The sequence below is a fragment of the Chromohalobacter moromii genome, from assembly GCF_023091865.1.
In the GTDB taxonomy this organism is placed as follows: Bacteria; Pseudomonadota; Gammaproteobacteria; order Pseudomonadales; family Halomonadaceae; genus Chromohalobacter; species Chromohalobacter moromii.
The window spans coordinates 534,185-550,740 of record NZ_JAHXDI010000001.1 but is presented as its reverse complement, the minus strand read 5'-3'; the positions used below and the strand labels follow the sequence as shown (position 1 = coordinate 550,740).

Sequence of the window (16,556 nt, the reverse complement as noted above, 5' to 3'; positions counted from 1 at the left end):
GGGTTTTAAAGGTGTGCGCTCACTTCGCCCGAGGCACTTTCAATGCCTGGCAATGACGCGCTACCGACAGCGCCACCACGGCGCTGGCATCGGTGGTGATCTCGCTGCCCCAGAATGCCGCGTAGGCGGTCTCGAATTCCAGTGCATGCAAACGCTCGCCGATGCGTGTCACCTCGTCGGCAGGCAACGGAATATTGTTGGGGTACGACCACATGAACGACGCCATGCGATCCGGCGTGACTAGCAGCGTGTCTCCGGTCAACAATGTACCGCGCGCTTCCCAATGCAGCACGCTGGCGCCGGGGAAATGCCCGCCCAAACGGTGCACCGTCACTCCGGGCAGCACCTCCAGCGTCTCGCCCTCCCACGGAGTGAGCGCTTCATCAGGCACCATGATCCATTCGCGATCCGCTGCATGCGCATATACTGGGCACTTAAACGCACGGCCCCAGCTCGCCATGGTGGCGTAGTAATGTGGGTGCGAAATGACGATGGCCTTTAGCCCGCCCAGCGCCTCGATCAACGTGACCGTCGCCGCATCCAGCAGGCTAAGGCAATCCCACAACACATTGCCGTGGGGCGTGCGCAGTAAGAACGCCCGCTGGCCAATGGCGAATTTCGGCACCGTGCCCAGCGCCAGTAGACCCGGCGCCATCTCGCGAAAGGTATTGGTATGCCCCGCCGCCAGCGCCGTAGGCGTCGTCCACTGCTGGCCCGATGCCGGCACGTACTGCCGCTCGTCCTCGCATACCGGACACCGCGACGGCGGCGCCTCGCTCGCGGGATATTGCACCCCGCATGTTGCACACAGAAACCCCGGTAACATCATCCGTCCCCCTCCCTCGTGTTAGCGCTTGTTCACGCTCTGGCGGCTAGCAGCGCCTCCGCCATTTCCACGAAGCCGTCGCCATGGCTGGCATTACATAGCCAGCGTGGGGGCCGAGGCAATTGATCGAGGCGCGTGACTATGTTGGCAACGCCCACGCTCAGCGAGTGGCGCTGGAAAAGAGACGCATCATTGGGCGCATCACCGATGAACAAAACACGATCTCGGCGTTCTTCGGGACGAAGGCCAAGATCATGCTCAAGCACCCAATCCGCCATGGTGGCCTTATCATGATCGCCGAACCAGGCATTGACGTGAATCGAACTGGCTCGAGCACTAGCACCAGCGTCATGAAAAGCCGCGATTAGACGTGCAATTGCGTCATCATCAAGGGGCGCTACATCTTGTCCATGGTCGACAGCCACATCGGCCAGGCGGTAACGCTGGTCGGCGGCCAATCGGGATCCGGGTACGGCGCGCATCGCTTGCTCGGCAATCGCTAGCAGTTGGTACTGTTCTTTATGCAGTGCTGTCAGCGGTCGCACGCTGTGAATGTCCAGTCCACCCGACTGCGTGCGCCGAAACCGGAAGGCACCGCTTTCGCCGATGACTGCCGCGACCGGCCAGGCGCGAACGAGATGATCGCACCAGCCAGCGCAACCGCCGGTGACCGGAATCACCGTAATACCGGCAGCATCGAGTCGCTCCAGTGCAGCCAGCGTTGTACTCGCAAGGCGACCATGGCGAGTCAAGGTATCATCGACATCGGTCAGCACCACCGACACACTGGCCAACGTCTCACGTGGCGCACATTGCAACGGCTGGGGAGCGCTCATGCGGTATCCTCGCGGGCAGTAGTGTCCGAGGCACGCGCCGATAGCGCGCTGTCGATAGCCTCGAGAGTGGCGATATGTAGGGCGACGCCGGCACGTTCCAAGCGCTGCGTCATGGCATCGGATGGCGCTCGGTCGGTGACGATGCCATCGAGTACGCTCAGCGGCGCCACTCGCTCGAGTACGGTCTGGGCGAATTTGGTGTGGTCGACGAGTAGGTAGGTCCTTTCGCTGCGCGAAATCAGCGTGCGCTTGACCCAAGCAGCGTCACGGTTGACGTCGAGAATGCCTTCTTGCGTCAAACCGCTGGCGCCGATGAAAGCGATGTTGGCGTGAAAACGGGTCAGATAGTCGGTCGTGTCCTGCCCGAAAACACCGCCTTCACGGGCATTGAAGTCGCCGGGGCACAAGATCAGTCGAGACGCCGAAGACGCCATCGCGCGCGCTACGGGGTAGCTGTTGGTGATGATGGTCAGCGCTTGTCCGTTGGCCGCCAACTGCCAAGCAAGCTGAGTGGTCGTGGAGCCGGCGTCGATCATCACGACCTGACCGGGTTCCAGCAGCCGGGCAGCGGTATGAGCAATAGCCCGCCGCTCGTCGACCGTCGCTTGCTCGCGCTCATCGATGGGCGGCTGAATCCCCATCGGGCGCGCCACGGCGCCACCATGGGCACGGTCGAGTAACTCCTGGTCGCTGAGTGCATCCAGATCGCGGCGTATCGTCTCGGCGGTCACCCCAAAGCGCGAGGCAAGCGTCGCAATGCGCACGTGGGGTGTATAGCGCAGAACCTCGAGGATCTGAGCATGACGTTCGTCCTTGCGCGGCTTGCGGCTCATGACGCTAAGACTCCTTAACACATTTAGCAAGGCTACCTGGGTCGCTATTTCCCACACTTTAATCTTTGTTTTACCACATTGTATTGCGACTATTGGCGAACAATGCTGCATTTTTGTTGTAAATACCAATTTAGCTAGTCTAGCCTCCAGATAATCCCACACGAACAATCAGAGTCAGGGATACAAGGAGTCCACGCCATGACCCACGATGCTTTTCAGGCGCCCGCATACGCGCCATTCAACACTTCCAACAATGCCTTTTCTGTCTTGTTCCGTGGCATACAGCGCCCGCGCAATCTTTTGGCAACGGCACTATTAGCGGCCCTTCCACTCACGGTTCAGGCTGCCGAAGACTGCTCGCAGCGAGGTGAGCTGGCCTCGATCTACTGCGATGCCGACGGCGATCTGGTCGCCGATGCGCCAAGCGACCCCAGCAAGTACATCGACCCCGAGACGCTGATCTTCGCCTACACCCCAGTCGAGGATCCGGCCATCTATGCCGATATCTGGGACCCGTTCATCGAGCATCTCAGCGAGGTGACCGGCAAGGACGTACGCTTCTATGCCGTGCAGTCCAATGCCGCCGAGATAGAAGCCATGCGCAGCGATCGCATTCACGTTGCGGGATTCTCCACCGGCCCAACGCCCTTCGCGGTCAATCTCGCCGGGGCCGTACCATTCGCTATCATGGGCTCGGAAGAAGGCGAATTCGGCTATACCTTGCAGCTTTACACGCGCAAGGATAGCGGCATCGACACCATGGAAGACCTAGAAGGCAAGCGTATAGCCCATACCTCGCCGACCTCCAACTCCGGCAACCTCGCGCCGCGCGCGCTATTCCCGAAAGAAGGCATCGTACCAGGCGAAGATTACGAGGTGGTTTACTCAGGGTCGCACGATCAATCGATGCTCGGCGTGGTCGCCGGCGACTACGATGCAGCGCCGGTAGCCTCCGAGGTCGTCGACCGTATGGCGGATCGCGGTCTTTACGATCCAGAAGAGGTCAAGATTATCTACGAGTCCAAGCCATTCCCTACTACAGCCTACACCTACGCCCACAACTTGAAGCCCGAGCTGATCGATAAGATCAAGGAAGCGTTCTTTACCTTCGACATGCGCGGCACCGAACTCGGCAAGGAGTTCGAGGGCGTTACCAAGTTCGTTCCCGTGACATATAAGGAAGACTGGGAAGTCATTCGCGATATCCAGGAAGCCAACGGTGTGAAATACACCCCCGACAACCTGGATGGCTAAACCGCACAAGATGTGTGCCAGACTTCCGTGGACACCGACCGCCCGGGCTCTATCGCAGGAGCTCGGGCGAGGAGGATGGATATGTTGCGAATCCAACAGCTCGTAAAGCGCTACGGCCACGACGAGCCTGTATTGAAGGGGCTGGATCTTGAAGTACCCGACGAATCGGTGGTCTCGATCATCGGTGCGTCAGGGGCCGGCAAGAGTACCTTGCTACGCTGCATCAACCGGCTAGTCGAGCCAACCTCTGGCAGTATCGAGCTTAACGGTGCCGAGTTGACCCGTTTGCACGGCAATGAACTCCGCAAGGCACGGCGACGCATCGGCATGATCTTCCAAGGCTTCAACTTGGTAGATCGTTTGACCGTAATGGAGAACGTGCAGTGCGGACGCCTGGGTTACATCCCCTACTGGCGCGCCGCGCTACGCAAATACCCGACCGAGGACATCGACCGGGCCTACACGCTCATGGAACGCGTGGGGATTGCCCATTACGCCAACAAGCGCGCCGATGAACTCTCCGGTGGAGAGCGCCAACGCGTTGGTGTGGTTCGCGCCCTGATGCAAAATCCGGAAATTCTGCTCGCCGACGAACCCACCGCCTCGCTCGATCCTGTCAGCTCACGTCAAATCATGGAATTGCTGCAGACACTCGCACAGGAGCTGCAACTGCCGGTACTGATCAACATTCACAATGTCGCCGAAGCGCGCGAATATACGCAGCGCATCGTCGGGATGCGTTTCGGGCGGCTGATTTTCGATGGCAAGCCCGAGGACCTCGATCAATCCGCGATGGATACCGTTTACAGCGGCACACCGGCGGAAGACCGGCAACAGGCCGAACAGGACACATCCAAGGCGGTGGTCTCATGAACGACGCCACTCCATCCCGCACTTGGCGAAAGCCGCCCTTTATAGCTAATCCGTGGCTACGCTGGGGGCTGATAGTCGTCGCGCTCATCTATCTGAGTTGGGCAGCCTCTACACTCCCGTTCGACTGGGCCCGAGTCAGCCAAGGCATGGAACGTGCAGCGCGTATATTCTCGGGTGCCTTTCCCCCCAATTTCTCGCGTCACGATCTGTTGATCAAAGGCTTCCTGGAGAGTCTCCAGATCGCCATTCTTGCCACCTTGCTAGGGCTCGCGCTGAGCGTTCCGATCGCATTCATGGCGGCACGCAACATCGCCATCAAACCAATCTACCTGATAGGACGCGCGCTGATTATCATCACCCGCAGCTTCCATCCGGTGATCGTCGCCATTCTGTTCGTCAAGGCAGTCGGCTTCGGCCCGGTGGCGGGCATCCTGACGCTCACCATTTACTCGATCGGTTTCGTCGCCAAGATGCTTGCCGAGCGCATCGAGGAAATCGATTGGGGACAGGTCGAGGCATTGCGCGCCAGCGGCACACGCTATCTCACGGTGCTGCAATTCGCCGTGCTGCCGCAAATCATGCCACGTCAGATAGGGCTCTCGATCTATCAACTCGACAGCAATCTGCGTGCTTCAGCAGTCGTGGGTATCGTAGGCGCGGGAGGTATCGGTTCCACGTTGATGAACGCCTTCGGCCGCTACGATTATGACTTCGCACTGGCCATCACGCTGGTGATCATCGCCGTGATTCTAGTCAGCGAGGCCATAAGTGGACGTATCAGGAGGGCGATCTGGTGACACAACCATCCGTGGCCGAGCGCGCCTGGTCGCGCTACACCCCCCAACAGCGTTGGAAACGTTTCGCCGGCCTCATCGTGGTAGCACTGGCAGTCACCTGGTCGGTAGCAACTCTGGATGTCATCTGGCCTTGGGTCTGGGATGCGCCGGTACAGATCGGTGACTTGTTCCGGCGCATGGTGCCACCGGAATTCAGTAACTGGCGGGCGATTTTCTGGGCGCTGGTCGAAACACTCAATATCGCCACCTTGGCCACCTTCGTGGCGGTATTCGTGTCGCTGCCGATCGCCTATATCTCGGCGCAGAACACGACGCCTAATCGGTTCACCTTGTGGCTGGGACGCTTCATCCTGGTTTCCAGCCGCTCGGTGAATACGCTGATCTGGGCACTATTGTTTGTCGCGATCTTCGGGCCAGGCGTGCTGGCAGGAATCATTGCCATCATGTTCCGTTCGCTGGGCTTTCTCGGCAAACTAATGGGCGAGGCCATCGAGGAAATCGATCGCCGCCCGGTGGAAGCCTTGGAAGCGACCGGCGCCTCACGCGCCAAGGTCATTCTCTATGCCATCGTGCCACAGGTAGTCCCGACCTTCTTCGCCGTCAGTATCTTGCGCTGGGACATCAACCTGCGCGAATCCACCGTACTCGGCCTAGTGGGTGCTGGCGGTATTGGTGTGATTCTCCAAGGTGCCATCGACACGCTGGCCTGGCCCACCGTCGCCACCGTTTTGCTCGCGATCATCGTTCTCGTCATCGCCGGTGAAGCTGTCGCCGCCTGGTTACGCAAGAAGGTGATCTGATGACATGCCGCTACTAACTCAAGCTGGCCACGATATCCGTCACCCAGCCCGTCACTCAGATGCCGGAGTCGCGCTTCTACGGCGCTGTGCACGGAACCTGACACACTATCAAAAACCGGGCGCTTGAAAGCGCCCGGTTGAGAGTAAGCATTAACTCCTACGCTCGTTTAACGCTTGAAGAAGTTGCTTTTTACGAGATCGACGACGTCTTCCATGCGGCCGTTGAGGACGGCTTTGGTGGAGTAGAGCGCGGTAGAAGCAACTTGTCCGGCCTCTACCTTGGGCGGCATGACGAGTTCCATGCGGTTGACCTTGACGTCGAGTAGCGCGGGGCCGTCGTGATTGAGCCACTCGGTTATCGCGGGCTTGAGTTCGTGGACTTCCTCGACGCGTTTGCCCCAGATGCCCATGGCTTGGGCAAGCTTATCGAAGTCGGGATTCTCTAAGTCGGTATAACTGTCGAGCAGGCCTTCGACCTTCTGTTCGAGTTCGACAAAACCCAGCGAGCTGTTGTTATAAACGACGATTTTGAGCGGCACTTTCTCTTGCTTGAGGGTGAGGAGATCGCCCATCAGCATAGTCAGGCCGCCGTCGCCGCACATGGCGATGACTTGCCGCTTGGGAAACGCCTTCTGAATGCCGATAGCCTGCGGATAGGCGTTGGCCATGGTGCCATGGACCAGGCTAGAAAGCGTACGGCGCTGGCCATTGGCGTGAATGTGACGCAGCATCCAGACCATCGGGCTACCGCCATCCGCCGTGAAGATGGCATCGTCGGCGCCCTGCTCGTCGAGCGCCAGGGTCAGTGCCTGCGGATGAATCAGCGCGTCGTCCTTGGATTCATGGGCATCATGCTCAAGCGCCTCCAGATACTGCTTGCGACAGTTATCCACCCAGTGGGTGTCGGTCTGCTCATCGACCATCTTGGCCAGCGCCAGACAGGTATCACGCACGCTGCCGACCAGGCCGATATCCACCGGGTGGCGTTTGCCGATCTGTTGCGGGTCGATATCCACCTGAATGGTGGTCGCCTTCTCGGGATAGAATTGGCTCCACGCAAAATTACAGCCCAGCAATAAAAGCGTGTCGCATTCGGCCACGGCGTGATAGCCGCCCGCCAAGCCGAACACGCCGGTCATACCTACTTGGAAGGGGTTATCGGGTTCGATGAAGTCCTTGGCGCGCGAGGTCCAAGCCACCGGGGTATTGAGCTTAGCCGCCAGCGCCATGACCTCGCTGCGCGCGTGTTCGCAGCCGAATCCGGCAAAGATGGATATCTTGCCCCCCTTATTGAGCTGTTTGACGGCGGGGACGAATTCCTCGGCATTGGGCCGTACGATGGGATCGAAGCGATGCGCGCGAAACGGCAGGTCCTGGCTCGACTTCTGGGTGAATATGTCGCCATGCACGACGAGCACCGCCACGCCGTTGTTGGCCAAGGCAGCCTGTGCGGCTAGGGCAGTCATGCGCCGCGCTTGATCGGGATTGACGATCGACTCGCAGAATACGCTGTACTGCTCATAAATGGGTGCGGGGTCGACATCCTGCGGAAAGCCGATGCCGGTGTCTTTGGTCGCAACCTGGGAGGCGATCAGCACCACCGGTGAGCCACTGCGATGCGCCTCGAATAGCCCATTGACGAAATGCAGGCTGCCGGGGCCGCAAGTGCCAGCGCACAGCGCCAACTCCCGCGTCATGTAGGCCTCGCCGCCCGCCGCGAAGCCGCCGACTTCTTCATGACGCACATGCACCCATTCCAGGGCATCGCTGCGCCGAATGGCGTCGGTGAAATGATTGATGGTATCGCCGACGACGCCGTAACAGCGCTTGGCGCCCGCGTCCGCCAGTGTCTCGACGATGATATCGGCCACGTTACTGTGACTGCTCATGCGACTCCCTCCGCATCGGTGCCCTTGAGAGGCACGTAAACGTGATCGCCACGCCGATGCGTGGCGTCCCGCTCCCACTCTATGCCCGACGAAGGTCGATCTCCAAGCCCGGCGGTGTTGCATGAAGGTGTCATCGTGTAGACGCGACGAGGGAAGCGCGGCGTATCTGATTTATCTGGGCATTCAGGCCTGGCGCGCACAGGTGACGGCGTCGATGACGGACAATGCCGCGCAAAGCCCACAGCACGTCGGGCGTACCGGCACGAGAGCCCTCTTCCGGCGCGGTTTTACAGTAGGTATCAGCAACCCCAAGGACCTGCTCTTCTTCGGCGCATTGTTTCCCGGCTTCATCGACCTCGGCGCCCCGCAACTGCCGCAATTCGCGATCCTGTCGCTGACCTGGTTGGCCATCGACCTCACCACCATGTCGAGCTACGCCACGATGGGGTCGGGGATCGGTCGCTGGTTCCATAGTCCACGCCGCGTAAAGCTCTTCAATCGCACCACGGGCAGCTTGTTCATCGCCGCCGGTGGAACCTTGGCGGCCTCGCATCGCTGAGGCCCATAATCAGCCGCAAGGCTCCGAATCGGCCTCGGCCTGCTACGCTTGGCGCAGTCGCTTAGCCGTGCCTTAACTTTCCCGGTGTCTGCCCGGTCGACCGTTTGAACGCGCGACTGAAAGCGGCCTGGGAGCCATAGCCCAGGCGCCAGGCGACCTGCTCGATCGATAATTGTTTCTCGGCTATCCACTGCGTGGCCAGACGCATGCGAAGCTGGGTGACATAGCCGAGCGGTGACACGCCCAGCGAGCCGCGGAAGCGTTCGGCGAATACCGAGCGCGAGCTGCCCATCTCCGCCGCCATGGCGGCGACCGTCCAGTCGCGGCCGGGCTCGCGGTGGACAGCGGCGATGACCTTGCCCAGACGCGGATCGCGCAACGCCTCGATCCAGCCACCGATGTCGGCGCAGCCACATTCGACCCAACCACGCACGATGCTAGCGGCGACCACGTCGGCCAATCGCGAAAGAATGCCGGCGGCGCCGGCCCGCTCGAGACTCGCTTCACGTGCCATCGCTTCCAGCATCGGCAGCATCTCGGGATAGCGCGAGAGTAGAGTGCCGACATGCATTACCGCAGGCATCAGCGTCAACAGCGGCTGCATGCCGCCCAGATCGAATTGCATGCAGCCGCTGAACAGCCGCACCGGTGGCGTGCCGTCGAGCGTATCGGGGCATTCATTGACGCAACTGAAGTCGTCACATAGCGGCAGCGCGTCGATCTGCTCGATATCGCGACTCTTCACCTCAGGCGAAGAAAGCAGACAGTGCTGGCCACCCCGAGGCAGAAGTACAGCATCACCAGTCTCCAGTGTCTGTTTCTCGCCGCCGAGCAGCAATATGACGGGCCCGTGGGCGACGAAGTGAAATTGCGCGCAGCTGGCGTCGGTATCGAAACGAATGCCGAAGGGCGGTGCTACCTGGACGCGACGATAGTTCAGCCCCGACAGACGCATGCCGAGGAGCAACTCGTTGATCCATTCGCTGGATCTGGCATTTGAACCGGAGACGGCAAAAATTTCGGACTCTTGATCAAACATACCGGATTTATAGTGATAGATGATCCTAGGATAATACTTTAGTCTGCACATCATCCCAAGTCTTGATCGGAAGTATCGAAATGACGACGCAAGAACCTCAACGCTCGACGCACACGTCGCCCACGACATCGCGCTGGGTCGCCGTGTTTTCGCTGACGATGGGCGTGTTCAGCCTAGTGATGGCCGAATTCCTGCCGGCCAGCCTGCTGACGCCGATGGCAGATTCGCTCATGATCAGCGAAGGCCAAGCCGGGCAGGCCGTTACGGTCACGGCGGTGGTAGCGCTACTTTCTGGCTTGCTGGTGACGTCCGTCACGCAGCGCCTCGACCGGCGCCATGTGCTGCTAGGGTTCTCCGTGCTGATGATCGCGGCCAACCTGGTGGTGGCCTTCGCCCCGCATCTGGCCTGGTTGCTGGTCGGTCGGGTACTGCTCGGTGTGGCACTGGGCGGCTTCTGGGCACTGTCTGCCGCCACGGTGATGCGGCTAGTGGCGGAGCATGACGTGCCACGCGCACTGTCGCTGCTGTTCACCGGCGTTCCCATCGCCACCATAAGCGCCGCCGCGCTGGGCAGCTATCTCGGCGACATGATCGGCTGGCGCAATGTTTTCCTGCTCGCGACGGCGCTTTCGGTACTGACGCTGGTGCTGCAGTACACCACCCTGCCGCGGATGACACCTGAGCGCCCGACGCCACTTGGCACGTTAGTGAGCGTGATGAAGCGGCCGGGAATGGCGGCCGGCATCGTGGCCATTCTGCTGGTGTTCTGCGGCCATTTCGCCTTTTTCACCTATGTGCGTCCGTTTCTCGAAGGCGTGTCCCGGATGGGCATCAACGAGCTTTCTTCGACCTTGCTGGCGTTCGGTGTGGCGAACTTCGTCGGCACATTGATCGCGGGTTATCTGCTTGAACGCAGCCTGCGACTGACACTGCTGCTGATGCCGCTGATCATGGGTGTGCTGGGCTGGCTACTGGCCACGCTGGGCGGCATTTCCATGAGCACCGATGTCCTCATGGTGGCCCTATGGGGTTTCGCCTTCGGTGCCGTGCCAGTCGCCTGGTCGACCTGGATCACCCGTGTCGTGCCGGACGAGGCAGAGAGCGGGGGCGGCTTGATCGTCGCCTCAATACAGCTAGCGATCGCGCTGGGCGCCGCCGTCGGTGGCGTCATGTTCGACATCAGCGGCGTCTTGGGTGTTTGTGCGACAGCCGGCACGATGCTGTTGGCCGCCGCCGCTCTGGTGCTTGTCGGCGTGAGAACGCAGCCGACTGTCTCCAGCGATGGCGATGCTGTCACGGCCTGTCAGTAAAGAAGGCAAGAAGTCGCCAGCCGGGAAACAGCCACGGTTGGCGATATTCTAGGCATGAGAATTCCAGACATTAACCGGCCTGCTGTGCCTGACGTTCAAGCTCGGCGGTCATCTCTTGGGGTAAATCAAGGGCACTGGCCAATTGATCGAGCCAGGCGCGCTCCATCGGGTTTTGCTCATCGATCACGGCGACGCTGATTAAGTACATTTCTCGCGCCGCTTGGGGCGAGTCCGCTTCACGGGCCAACGCTTTGGCATCCAACGGCGCATTGAGTTGTTGTTCGACCCAACGGTGCATCTCGTCGTCGGCCCCTAACGCATCGATCTGTTCGGTGATCATCGCCTGTTCTTGTTCATCGATGTGGCCATCGGCACGAGCCGCCATGATCATCGCCTGCAAGAGTTCCAGACTACGCCGCTCCTGGTACTCGCCATCGAGCACCTCGACACGTTCGCCCTCGCCAGCGTCTTGTGGCTCGCTGCCCGAACTTTTGTTTTGAGAACTTTGCCATGCTTTCCAGGCCAATACGCCAACACCGGCGATCGCGCCGTACTTGAGGGCTTTACCGCCCAGTTTGCGGCCGCGCTTGGAGCCAACCAGCATGCCCATGGCACCACCGCCGAGCAGGCTTTTCATATCGAAGCCGCCCGCAGATCCCCCACTGGACTTGCCGTCTGAGGAACTTCCGCCCAGCTGTTTCGAGAGGCCACCCAGCATGCCTTTTACATCGACACCACTGCCCTTCTGGCTACCACTGGCTTGTTGCATCAACTGCTGCAGTATCTTGTTTGCGTTCATTCCCTGGCTCCTCCAGTGATCACTGACGACGCTGCCCCAGGCGCCCCGTTACGCAACGCCGCTGCCTTCGGAGAAACACTGACACAGTTTCTGCCCACCGCCCATAAAAAAGCCACGCCCGAAGGCGTGGCATTCCCTTGAAGCCCCTTTGAACAGGGGTCTTGGCGGCGATTTATCGTGATTATGGTGACGAGGGCCGGATCGCGCGATCAGGCATCTTCCTCGTCAGCGCCGCCGTCATTGGTACTACCGCTGCCGAGGTAATCGGCCTTGCTGGAACGCTCGAGCCACAGCGGGTTCGTCCAGGCGGTATCGCCATCGGCATCGTCGACTTCCAGCGCGACCCAGCCGTTGGCGTCGCCAGGAATCTCGAAGGTCAACGTCGCATCGGTGCCGTCGAGGGATTGCGTGGCGAGTACTTCGCCTCCCTGGCCAATCAGGCGCGCTTCCTTGAGGCCGTTGACGGCGGTGGCGTTCACGACCCATTCACCCTTGGCGTCTTCGACCAGGCGCAGGCTGTCGCCGAACATGTGGTTCTCGGGGAACAGCAGCGGTCCTTGGGTCGCGTATCCGTGGCCGTCCTTGAGGGCACGGGCGAAGGCGCGCGGGGTCAACTCGCCGGGCACCTGACCCATCATACGAATGCGGCCAGTGAGGTCGTTCCAGGCATCGTGGGTGTCCGTGCCCGCCGTGAAGTACATGCGCGTGCCTTGATCCCACAAGCGATGCGCGGCCTTCAAGGTCGGTTCGTTATCCACCTCGGCATTGAGTTCGAGCAAGTCGAAGCCGGTGGTGAAGCCACCAGGCACCTTGCCATCGCCCAAGTTCTGTAGATAACCATAGGCGTTGTACGGGTGATTCATGGGAATCACCTCGGCACCCAGACGGCGCGCATCGGCGATGATGTCCTGCACGTCATCGGTGCCGGGATCGACCTTGAGCTCACCGTTCATCTCGATGGGAAACGGGTTCATATGGCCCCACGAGGGTGAAATCTCGATGGAGGGAATGAACGGCACGCCACGTTCGGCGGAGAGCTTGCGGAAGGTGTCGTGGTTGGCGGTGGAGTCGTGATCGCTGATGAAGGTCAGATCGAGATCCGTGGCCAACTGGGCACGCACCACCGTATCCGGCGGCGTGGTGCCCTCCAGCACGTTGGCGTGATGATGCAGGTCGGCGCCGTACCAGTGATCGTCGTTGGGTTCGACGAGACGCTCGATCTCGACGGCCTTGTCGATCTCTTCTCCGGTCTCGAGGCTGACGTCCAGCGTCTGCTCGCGAGCCGTGAAACCCGCCCCCGCGTTGACACCCAGGCGGTAATCGCCGGGCGCCAGCTTGAGCTCGGCGTGACCGGCCGGGTCCAGCTCGGTGAAGAAAGTCTGCTTGCCGAGGAATTCTACCGGCGGCTGCTGACCGTCGAGAATGGTCAGGCGTGCGTCGCGCGGCGTGTCGCTCTCGGCGCCGTGAATATCCAGTGATAGCGTACCGGGCCCGCGCATGCCGTCGAAGGTAAGCTTGCGTTCGCTGCCATCGGTGACATTCAATTCGACCGGCTCGGAGTTAGCGAAACCTTCCGCCGTGGCGTAAGCCTGGTACTCGCCTACCGGCAGCGACATCGAGAACTCGCCATCGTCAGCCAGCGTCCAGGCGTAAGGCGCGCCTTCCTTCTCGATCATCACCAGGCCGTTGGCGGGCGCCTCGCCGTCACCATCACTTAGCTGACCATGAACCTCGCCGCTATCGAGGTTCTTGCGTTCGATCTCATTGGCGACCACCGGGGCCAGATCGCCTTCCGGCACGACCTGCAGCCAGCCTTCGAAGCGGCGCGACTCGCCGGCTTTCAGGCTGTGTTCGAGATACATGTCCTGGCCTTCGTAGTTGATGCGGTCGAAATACGGCGCATGCAGGGCGAAGGCCCAATCCTGATCGTAGGCAACCATGCGGTCGGTGAGCGCGTCGCTGGCCTCGGTCTCCTTGGCGTCGCCCAGGCCGGGTACGCCAAACAGATAGCCGGTATCCGGCCACAGCGTGAAGCCGGAGCGAATGCCTTCCAGCGGCTCGTCACCCCGATTGTCGAACACGGTTTCCAGATGCACGCGGTCGCTGTCGGCGTCCAGCGTGTAAGTGGTGGTGACCATCGCCTCGCCGAAGTTGCGGCTGACGCGGATCACCGCACGCTCGGGCGACTTCTCGACGACCTCGACGTTCTTGCCGTCGTTGGGCCAGGCGGACCAGTTGTTGGGGATGAAATCGGCGAAGGCAACACGGTCGAGATCGATCTCGCCGCCTTTAACCGCCGCCAAGTCGACCAAAGTGCCGCGTGGCACGCCCCAGGGCGGCCGTGATTCGACGGCCAGCGCGAAGGCCAACTTGTCGTTAGCGACGGTAATGTCCTCGGCGTGAGAGGCCTCGCCATCGGGAATATCGGTTGCGCCGCGCGTGACGCTGACATCGGCCTGGGCCAGCGAGGCGGCGCCCAAGGTCAGCACCGCAAGCGGCACAAAGCGCCATCGTGAATGTGTCATGAGATCCCTCTTATGTTGAATTTTTATCTATAATTTCTTTTTCCATTATTCATAATTTTGATTGTACGTTCAAATTACGCATGCTGCGACGGCATGCTTGCCCTGGAGCGCACTCTAGGGTTGTAGAATTGAGGTACATTGATCGACAAAAAACACGGGATCTCTCATGGCATGCTGCTGCGGTTCTTCTTCCCCTTCGCCACACGCGGCGCCGCGTTACCGGCGCGTGCTGTGGATAGCGCTGGTGGTCAACGCGGGGATGTTCGGCGTCGAGATGCTGGCAGGGATGAAAGCCGATTCCACCTCGCTGATGGCCGACTCACTCGATTTCCTCGGCGACGCGGCGAACTACGCCATAAGCCTCGGTGTACTGGGCATGGGCCTGCTCTGGCGCGCTCGTGCGTCGCTGGTCAAAGCTGCGACTCTAGCCGGGTTCGGCGTCGTGGTGCTGGGTGTGACACTGCATAACCTGTTCGCGGGTAGCTACCCAGATGCGCCGACCATGGGCGCGGTGGGGGTCTTGGCACTGCTTGCCAATCTCGCGGTGCTGCTGCTGTTGATGCGCTATCGCGAGGGCGACAGCAACATGCGCAGCGTGTGGATCTGCACACGCAACGACGTCATCGGCAACGGCGCGGTGCTACTCGCCGCGTTGGGTGTTTTCGGCAGCGGCACCGCCCTGCCCGACTTGATCGTCGGCGGGATATTCGCCTTTCTCTCGCTGTCCGGCGGCTGGAAGATCGCCCATCAAGCGCGTGGTGAGCTACGTGAAGCGCGCGACGCCGAACGGCTTGGCACTACTGCCACCGAGTCGCGCTGAGCGCCCGGCCATGCCGGGCCAAGGAACGTCAGGTGTTAAAACTCGATAGCGACATGGCTCTTGGGCGTGCTGCAGCAGCTCAGAATGTAGCCTTCCGCTTCGTCGTCCTCGGTAATACCGCCGTTGTGTTCCATGTTGACGTCGCCCGAGAGCTTCTTGACCTTGCAGGTGCCGCAGATGCCCATCCCACAAGCCTTGGGGATATGTAGGCCGAGCTTGGCAGCGGCGGAATGCACGGTCTCCTCGGGCAGAATGCGAATGCTCTTGCCGCTGGAGCTGAATTCGACCTGCAACATGTCGGCGGTGTCGACGGCTTCCATTTCCGCTTCGGCCTGCTCGGCCAGCTCCTGCACGTCGGCGCGCACCTCGGCGGGTGTGGCGCCAAACGACTCCTCGTGATAATGGCTCATATCGAAGCCGTTGCTCTTCAGCACTTTTTTAACGGCATTCATGTACGGCGTGGGGCCGCAACAGAAGATCTCTCGCTCCAGATAATCCGGCACCATCAATTCGAGCATCGCCTGCGCCAGGTATCCGCGGAATCCCGCCCAGGCCACACCGTTTTCATCCCCGCGCTCACAGACGATATGCAGCCGGAAATCGGGGATCCGTGAGAAAATATGTTCCAGCTCGCGGTGAAAGATGATGTCGCGTGGCTCGCGTGCACTGTGCACGAACTGCAGGTCGACATTGGCGTTGGTGTCGAAGAACCAGCGCGTCATCGACATCAATGGCGTGACGCCGACTCCACCGGAGAGCATGAGCACTTTGTCGGCGGGATAGTCGATGACGTTGAAGTCTCCCACAGGACCATGGACGGCAAGCTCGCTACCCACCTGCAGGTTGTCATGTAGCCAGTTGGAAACGCGTCCATCGGGAAGCCGCTTGACCGTGATCGAGAAGCTATAGGGCACCGAGGGCGAGCTGGAAATCGTGTAGGAGCGCATGATCGGCTCGCCGTCGATCTCCAGCTCCAGGGTCACGAATTGCCCAGGCTTGAAGAAGAACAGCACCGGCTGATCGGCCATGAAGCAGAACGTGCGGACATCCCAGGTCTCCTGGATGATCTTCACGCAACGCACGTTATGGCGCCCATTGGTCCAGGTCTGGGTAGTGACGGGATTGAAGAAGTTCAAGCTCATGAGATGGCTACCTGGTCGCGCGGCGGTATCTGACTGTCAGGCGCATTGTGGGCGCCCCCCGCACCGACCACTTACCTGCCAACGACACGCGCATGCCTGCGCCAGCCGCCATTACGAGGGCAATCGCCAACTGACGTCGTCACGGCATCGGCCAATGTCGCGGGCAGACAATCCCCACTGATGGCGATACGCCACACTTCGTGTCACTCACGCCTCTCACGCACACTCACTCAATGTCATGGCGCCATCCGTTA

15 protein-coding genes are annotated in these 16,556 nt (G+C 60.6%); 7 read left to right on the top strand and 8 right to left on the bottom strand.

The genetic code is table 11. The features are described from left to right. Positions 1 to 19 precede the first annotated feature (19 nt). The 3 genes from KZO83_RS02515 to KZO83_RS02505 are packed head-to-tail and all read right to left on the bottom strand — an operon-like array spanning position 20 to position 2,495. Positions 20 to 829 carry an MBL fold metallo-hydrolase gene (locus KZO83_RS02515; protein WP_247619636.1) on the bottom strand — a complete coding sequence of 270 codons (810 nt, stop codon included), beginning with the start codon at positions 827 to 829 and terminating at the stop codon, positions 20 to 22. A 29-nt stretch (positions 830 to 858) separates the two neighbouring features. After that, positions 859 to 1,662 carry an HAD-IIB family hydrolase gene (locus KZO83_RS02510; protein ID WP_247619635.1) on the bottom strand — a complete coding sequence of 268 codons (804 nt, stop codon included), beginning with the start codon at positions 1,660 to 1,662 and terminating at the stop codon, positions 859 to 861. Further along, positions 1,659 to 2,495 carry a DeoR/GlpR family DNA-binding transcription regulator gene (locus tag KZO83_RS02505; RefSeq protein WP_247619634.1) on the bottom strand — a complete coding sequence of 279 codons (837 nt, stop codon included), beginning with the start codon at positions 2,493 to 2,495 and terminating at the stop codon, positions 1,659 to 1,661. Before KZO83_RS02505 ends, KZO83_RS02510 begins: the two co-directional genes overlap by 4 nt. A 198-nt stretch (positions 2,496 to 2,693) precedes the next feature. Here KZO83_RS02505 and phnD point away from each other — a divergent pair, with 198 nt between their 5' ends. The 4 genes from phnD to phnE (KZO83_RS02485) all read left to right on the top strand — a co-directional run bounded on the left by phnD (position 2,694) and on the right by phnE (KZO83_RS02485) (position 6,219). After that, positions 2,694 to 3,749 (top strand): phosphate/phosphite/phosphonate ABC transporter substrate-binding protein, encoded by a 1,056-nt coding sequence (phnD, locus tag KZO83_RS02500; protein ID WP_178997941.1) that lies wholly within the window; start codon positions 2,694 to 2,696, stop codon positions 3,747 to 3,749. An 81-nt stretch (positions 3,750 to 3,830) separates the two neighbouring features. Then, positions 3,831 to 4,622 carry a phosphonate ABC transporter ATP-binding protein gene (gene phnC / locus KZO83_RS02495; protein WP_178997940.1) on the top strand — a complete coding sequence of 264 codons (792 nt, stop codon included), beginning with the start codon at positions 3,831 to 3,833 and terminating at the stop codon, positions 4,620 to 4,622. Beyond that, positions 4,619 to 5,419: a phosphonate ABC transporter, permease protein PhnE gene (gene phnE / locus KZO83_RS02490; protein WP_247619633.1), complete on the top strand. Its 801-nt coding sequence runs from the start codon at positions 4,619 to 4,621 to the stop codon at positions 5,417 to 5,419. The genes phnC and phnE (KZO83_RS02490) overlap by 4 nt, the downstream gene beginning before the upstream one ends. Further along, positions 5,416 to 6,219, top strand: coding sequence for a phosphonate ABC transporter, permease protein PhnE (phnE, locus tag KZO83_RS02485; protein ID WP_247619632.1), 804 nt, complete (start codon positions 5,416 to 5,418; stop codon positions 6,217 to 6,219). The genes phnE (KZO83_RS02490) and phnE (KZO83_RS02485) overlap by 4 nt, the downstream gene beginning before the upstream one ends. A gap of 167 nt (positions 6,220 to 6,386) precedes the next feature. Here phnE (KZO83_RS02485) and KZO83_RS02480 read toward each other — a convergent pair whose 3' ends face one another. Beyond that, complete coding sequence (locus KZO83_RS02480) at positions 6,387 to 8,108, bottom strand: thiamine pyrophosphate-dependent enzyme (protein ID WP_247619631.1); 1,722 nt, start codon at positions 8,106 to 8,108, stop codon at positions 6,387 to 6,389. 121 nt (positions 8,109 to 8,229) lie between these two features. Between KZO83_RS02480 and KZO83_RS02475 the strand changes: the two genes are divergently transcribed. Continuing rightward, on the top strand, positions 8,230 to 8,667 hold the full coding sequence (locus KZO83_RS02475) for a LysE family translocator (protein ID WP_247619630.1): 438 nt from the start codon (positions 8,230 to 8,232) through the stop codon (positions 8,665 to 8,667). 61 nt (positions 8,668 to 8,728) lie between these two features. On the opposite strand, the gene KZO83_RS02470 is transcribed toward KZO83_RS02475, so the two are convergent. Beyond that, the gene (locus tag KZO83_RS02470) at positions 8,729 to 9,706 is read right to left on the bottom strand and encodes an AraC family transcriptional regulator (RefSeq protein WP_247619629.1); all 978 of its coding nucleotides are present in this window, start codon (positions 9,704 to 9,706) and stop codon (positions 8,729 to 8,731) included. Between the two features lie 80 nt (positions 9,707 to 9,786). Here KZO83_RS02470 and KZO83_RS02465 point away from each other — a divergent pair, with 80 nt between their 5' ends. Further along, on the top strand, positions 9,787 to 11,016 hold the full coding sequence (locus KZO83_RS02465) for an MFS transporter (protein ID WP_247619628.1): 1,230 nt from the start codon (positions 9,787 to 9,789) through the stop codon (positions 11,014 to 11,016). Positions 11,017 to 11,086: 70 nt separating this feature from the next. On the opposite strand, the gene KZO83_RS02460 is transcribed toward KZO83_RS02465, so the two are convergent. Further along, on the bottom strand, positions 11,087 to 11,815 hold the full coding sequence (locus KZO83_RS02460; protein WP_247619627.1) for a tellurite resistance TerB family protein: 729 nt from the start codon (positions 11,813 to 11,815) through the stop codon (positions 11,087 to 11,089). A gap of 209 nt (positions 11,816 to 12,024) precedes the next feature. After that, on the bottom strand, positions 12,025 to 14,340 hold the full coding sequence (locus tag KZO83_RS02455; protein ID WP_247619626.1) for a CehA/McbA family metallohydrolase: 2,316 nt from the start codon (positions 14,338 to 14,340) through the stop codon (positions 12,025 to 12,027). A gap of 166 nt (positions 14,341 to 14,506) precedes the next feature. Between KZO83_RS02455 and KZO83_RS02450 the strand changes: the two genes are divergently transcribed. Continuing rightward, positions 14,507 to 15,160, top strand: coding sequence for a cation efflux transmembrane domain-containing protein (locus KZO83_RS02450; protein WP_247619625.1), 654 nt, complete (start codon positions 14,507 to 14,509; stop codon positions 15,158 to 15,160). 35 nt (positions 15,161 to 15,195) lie between these two features. On the opposite strand, the gene KZO83_RS02445 is transcribed toward KZO83_RS02450, so the two are convergent. Further along, positions 15,196 to 16,302: an FAD-binding oxidoreductase gene (locus KZO83_RS02445; protein WP_178997925.1), complete on the bottom strand. Its 1,107-nt coding sequence runs from the start codon at positions 16,300 to 16,302 to the stop codon at positions 15,196 to 15,198. Positions 16,303 to 16,556: the final 254 nt, after the last annotated feature.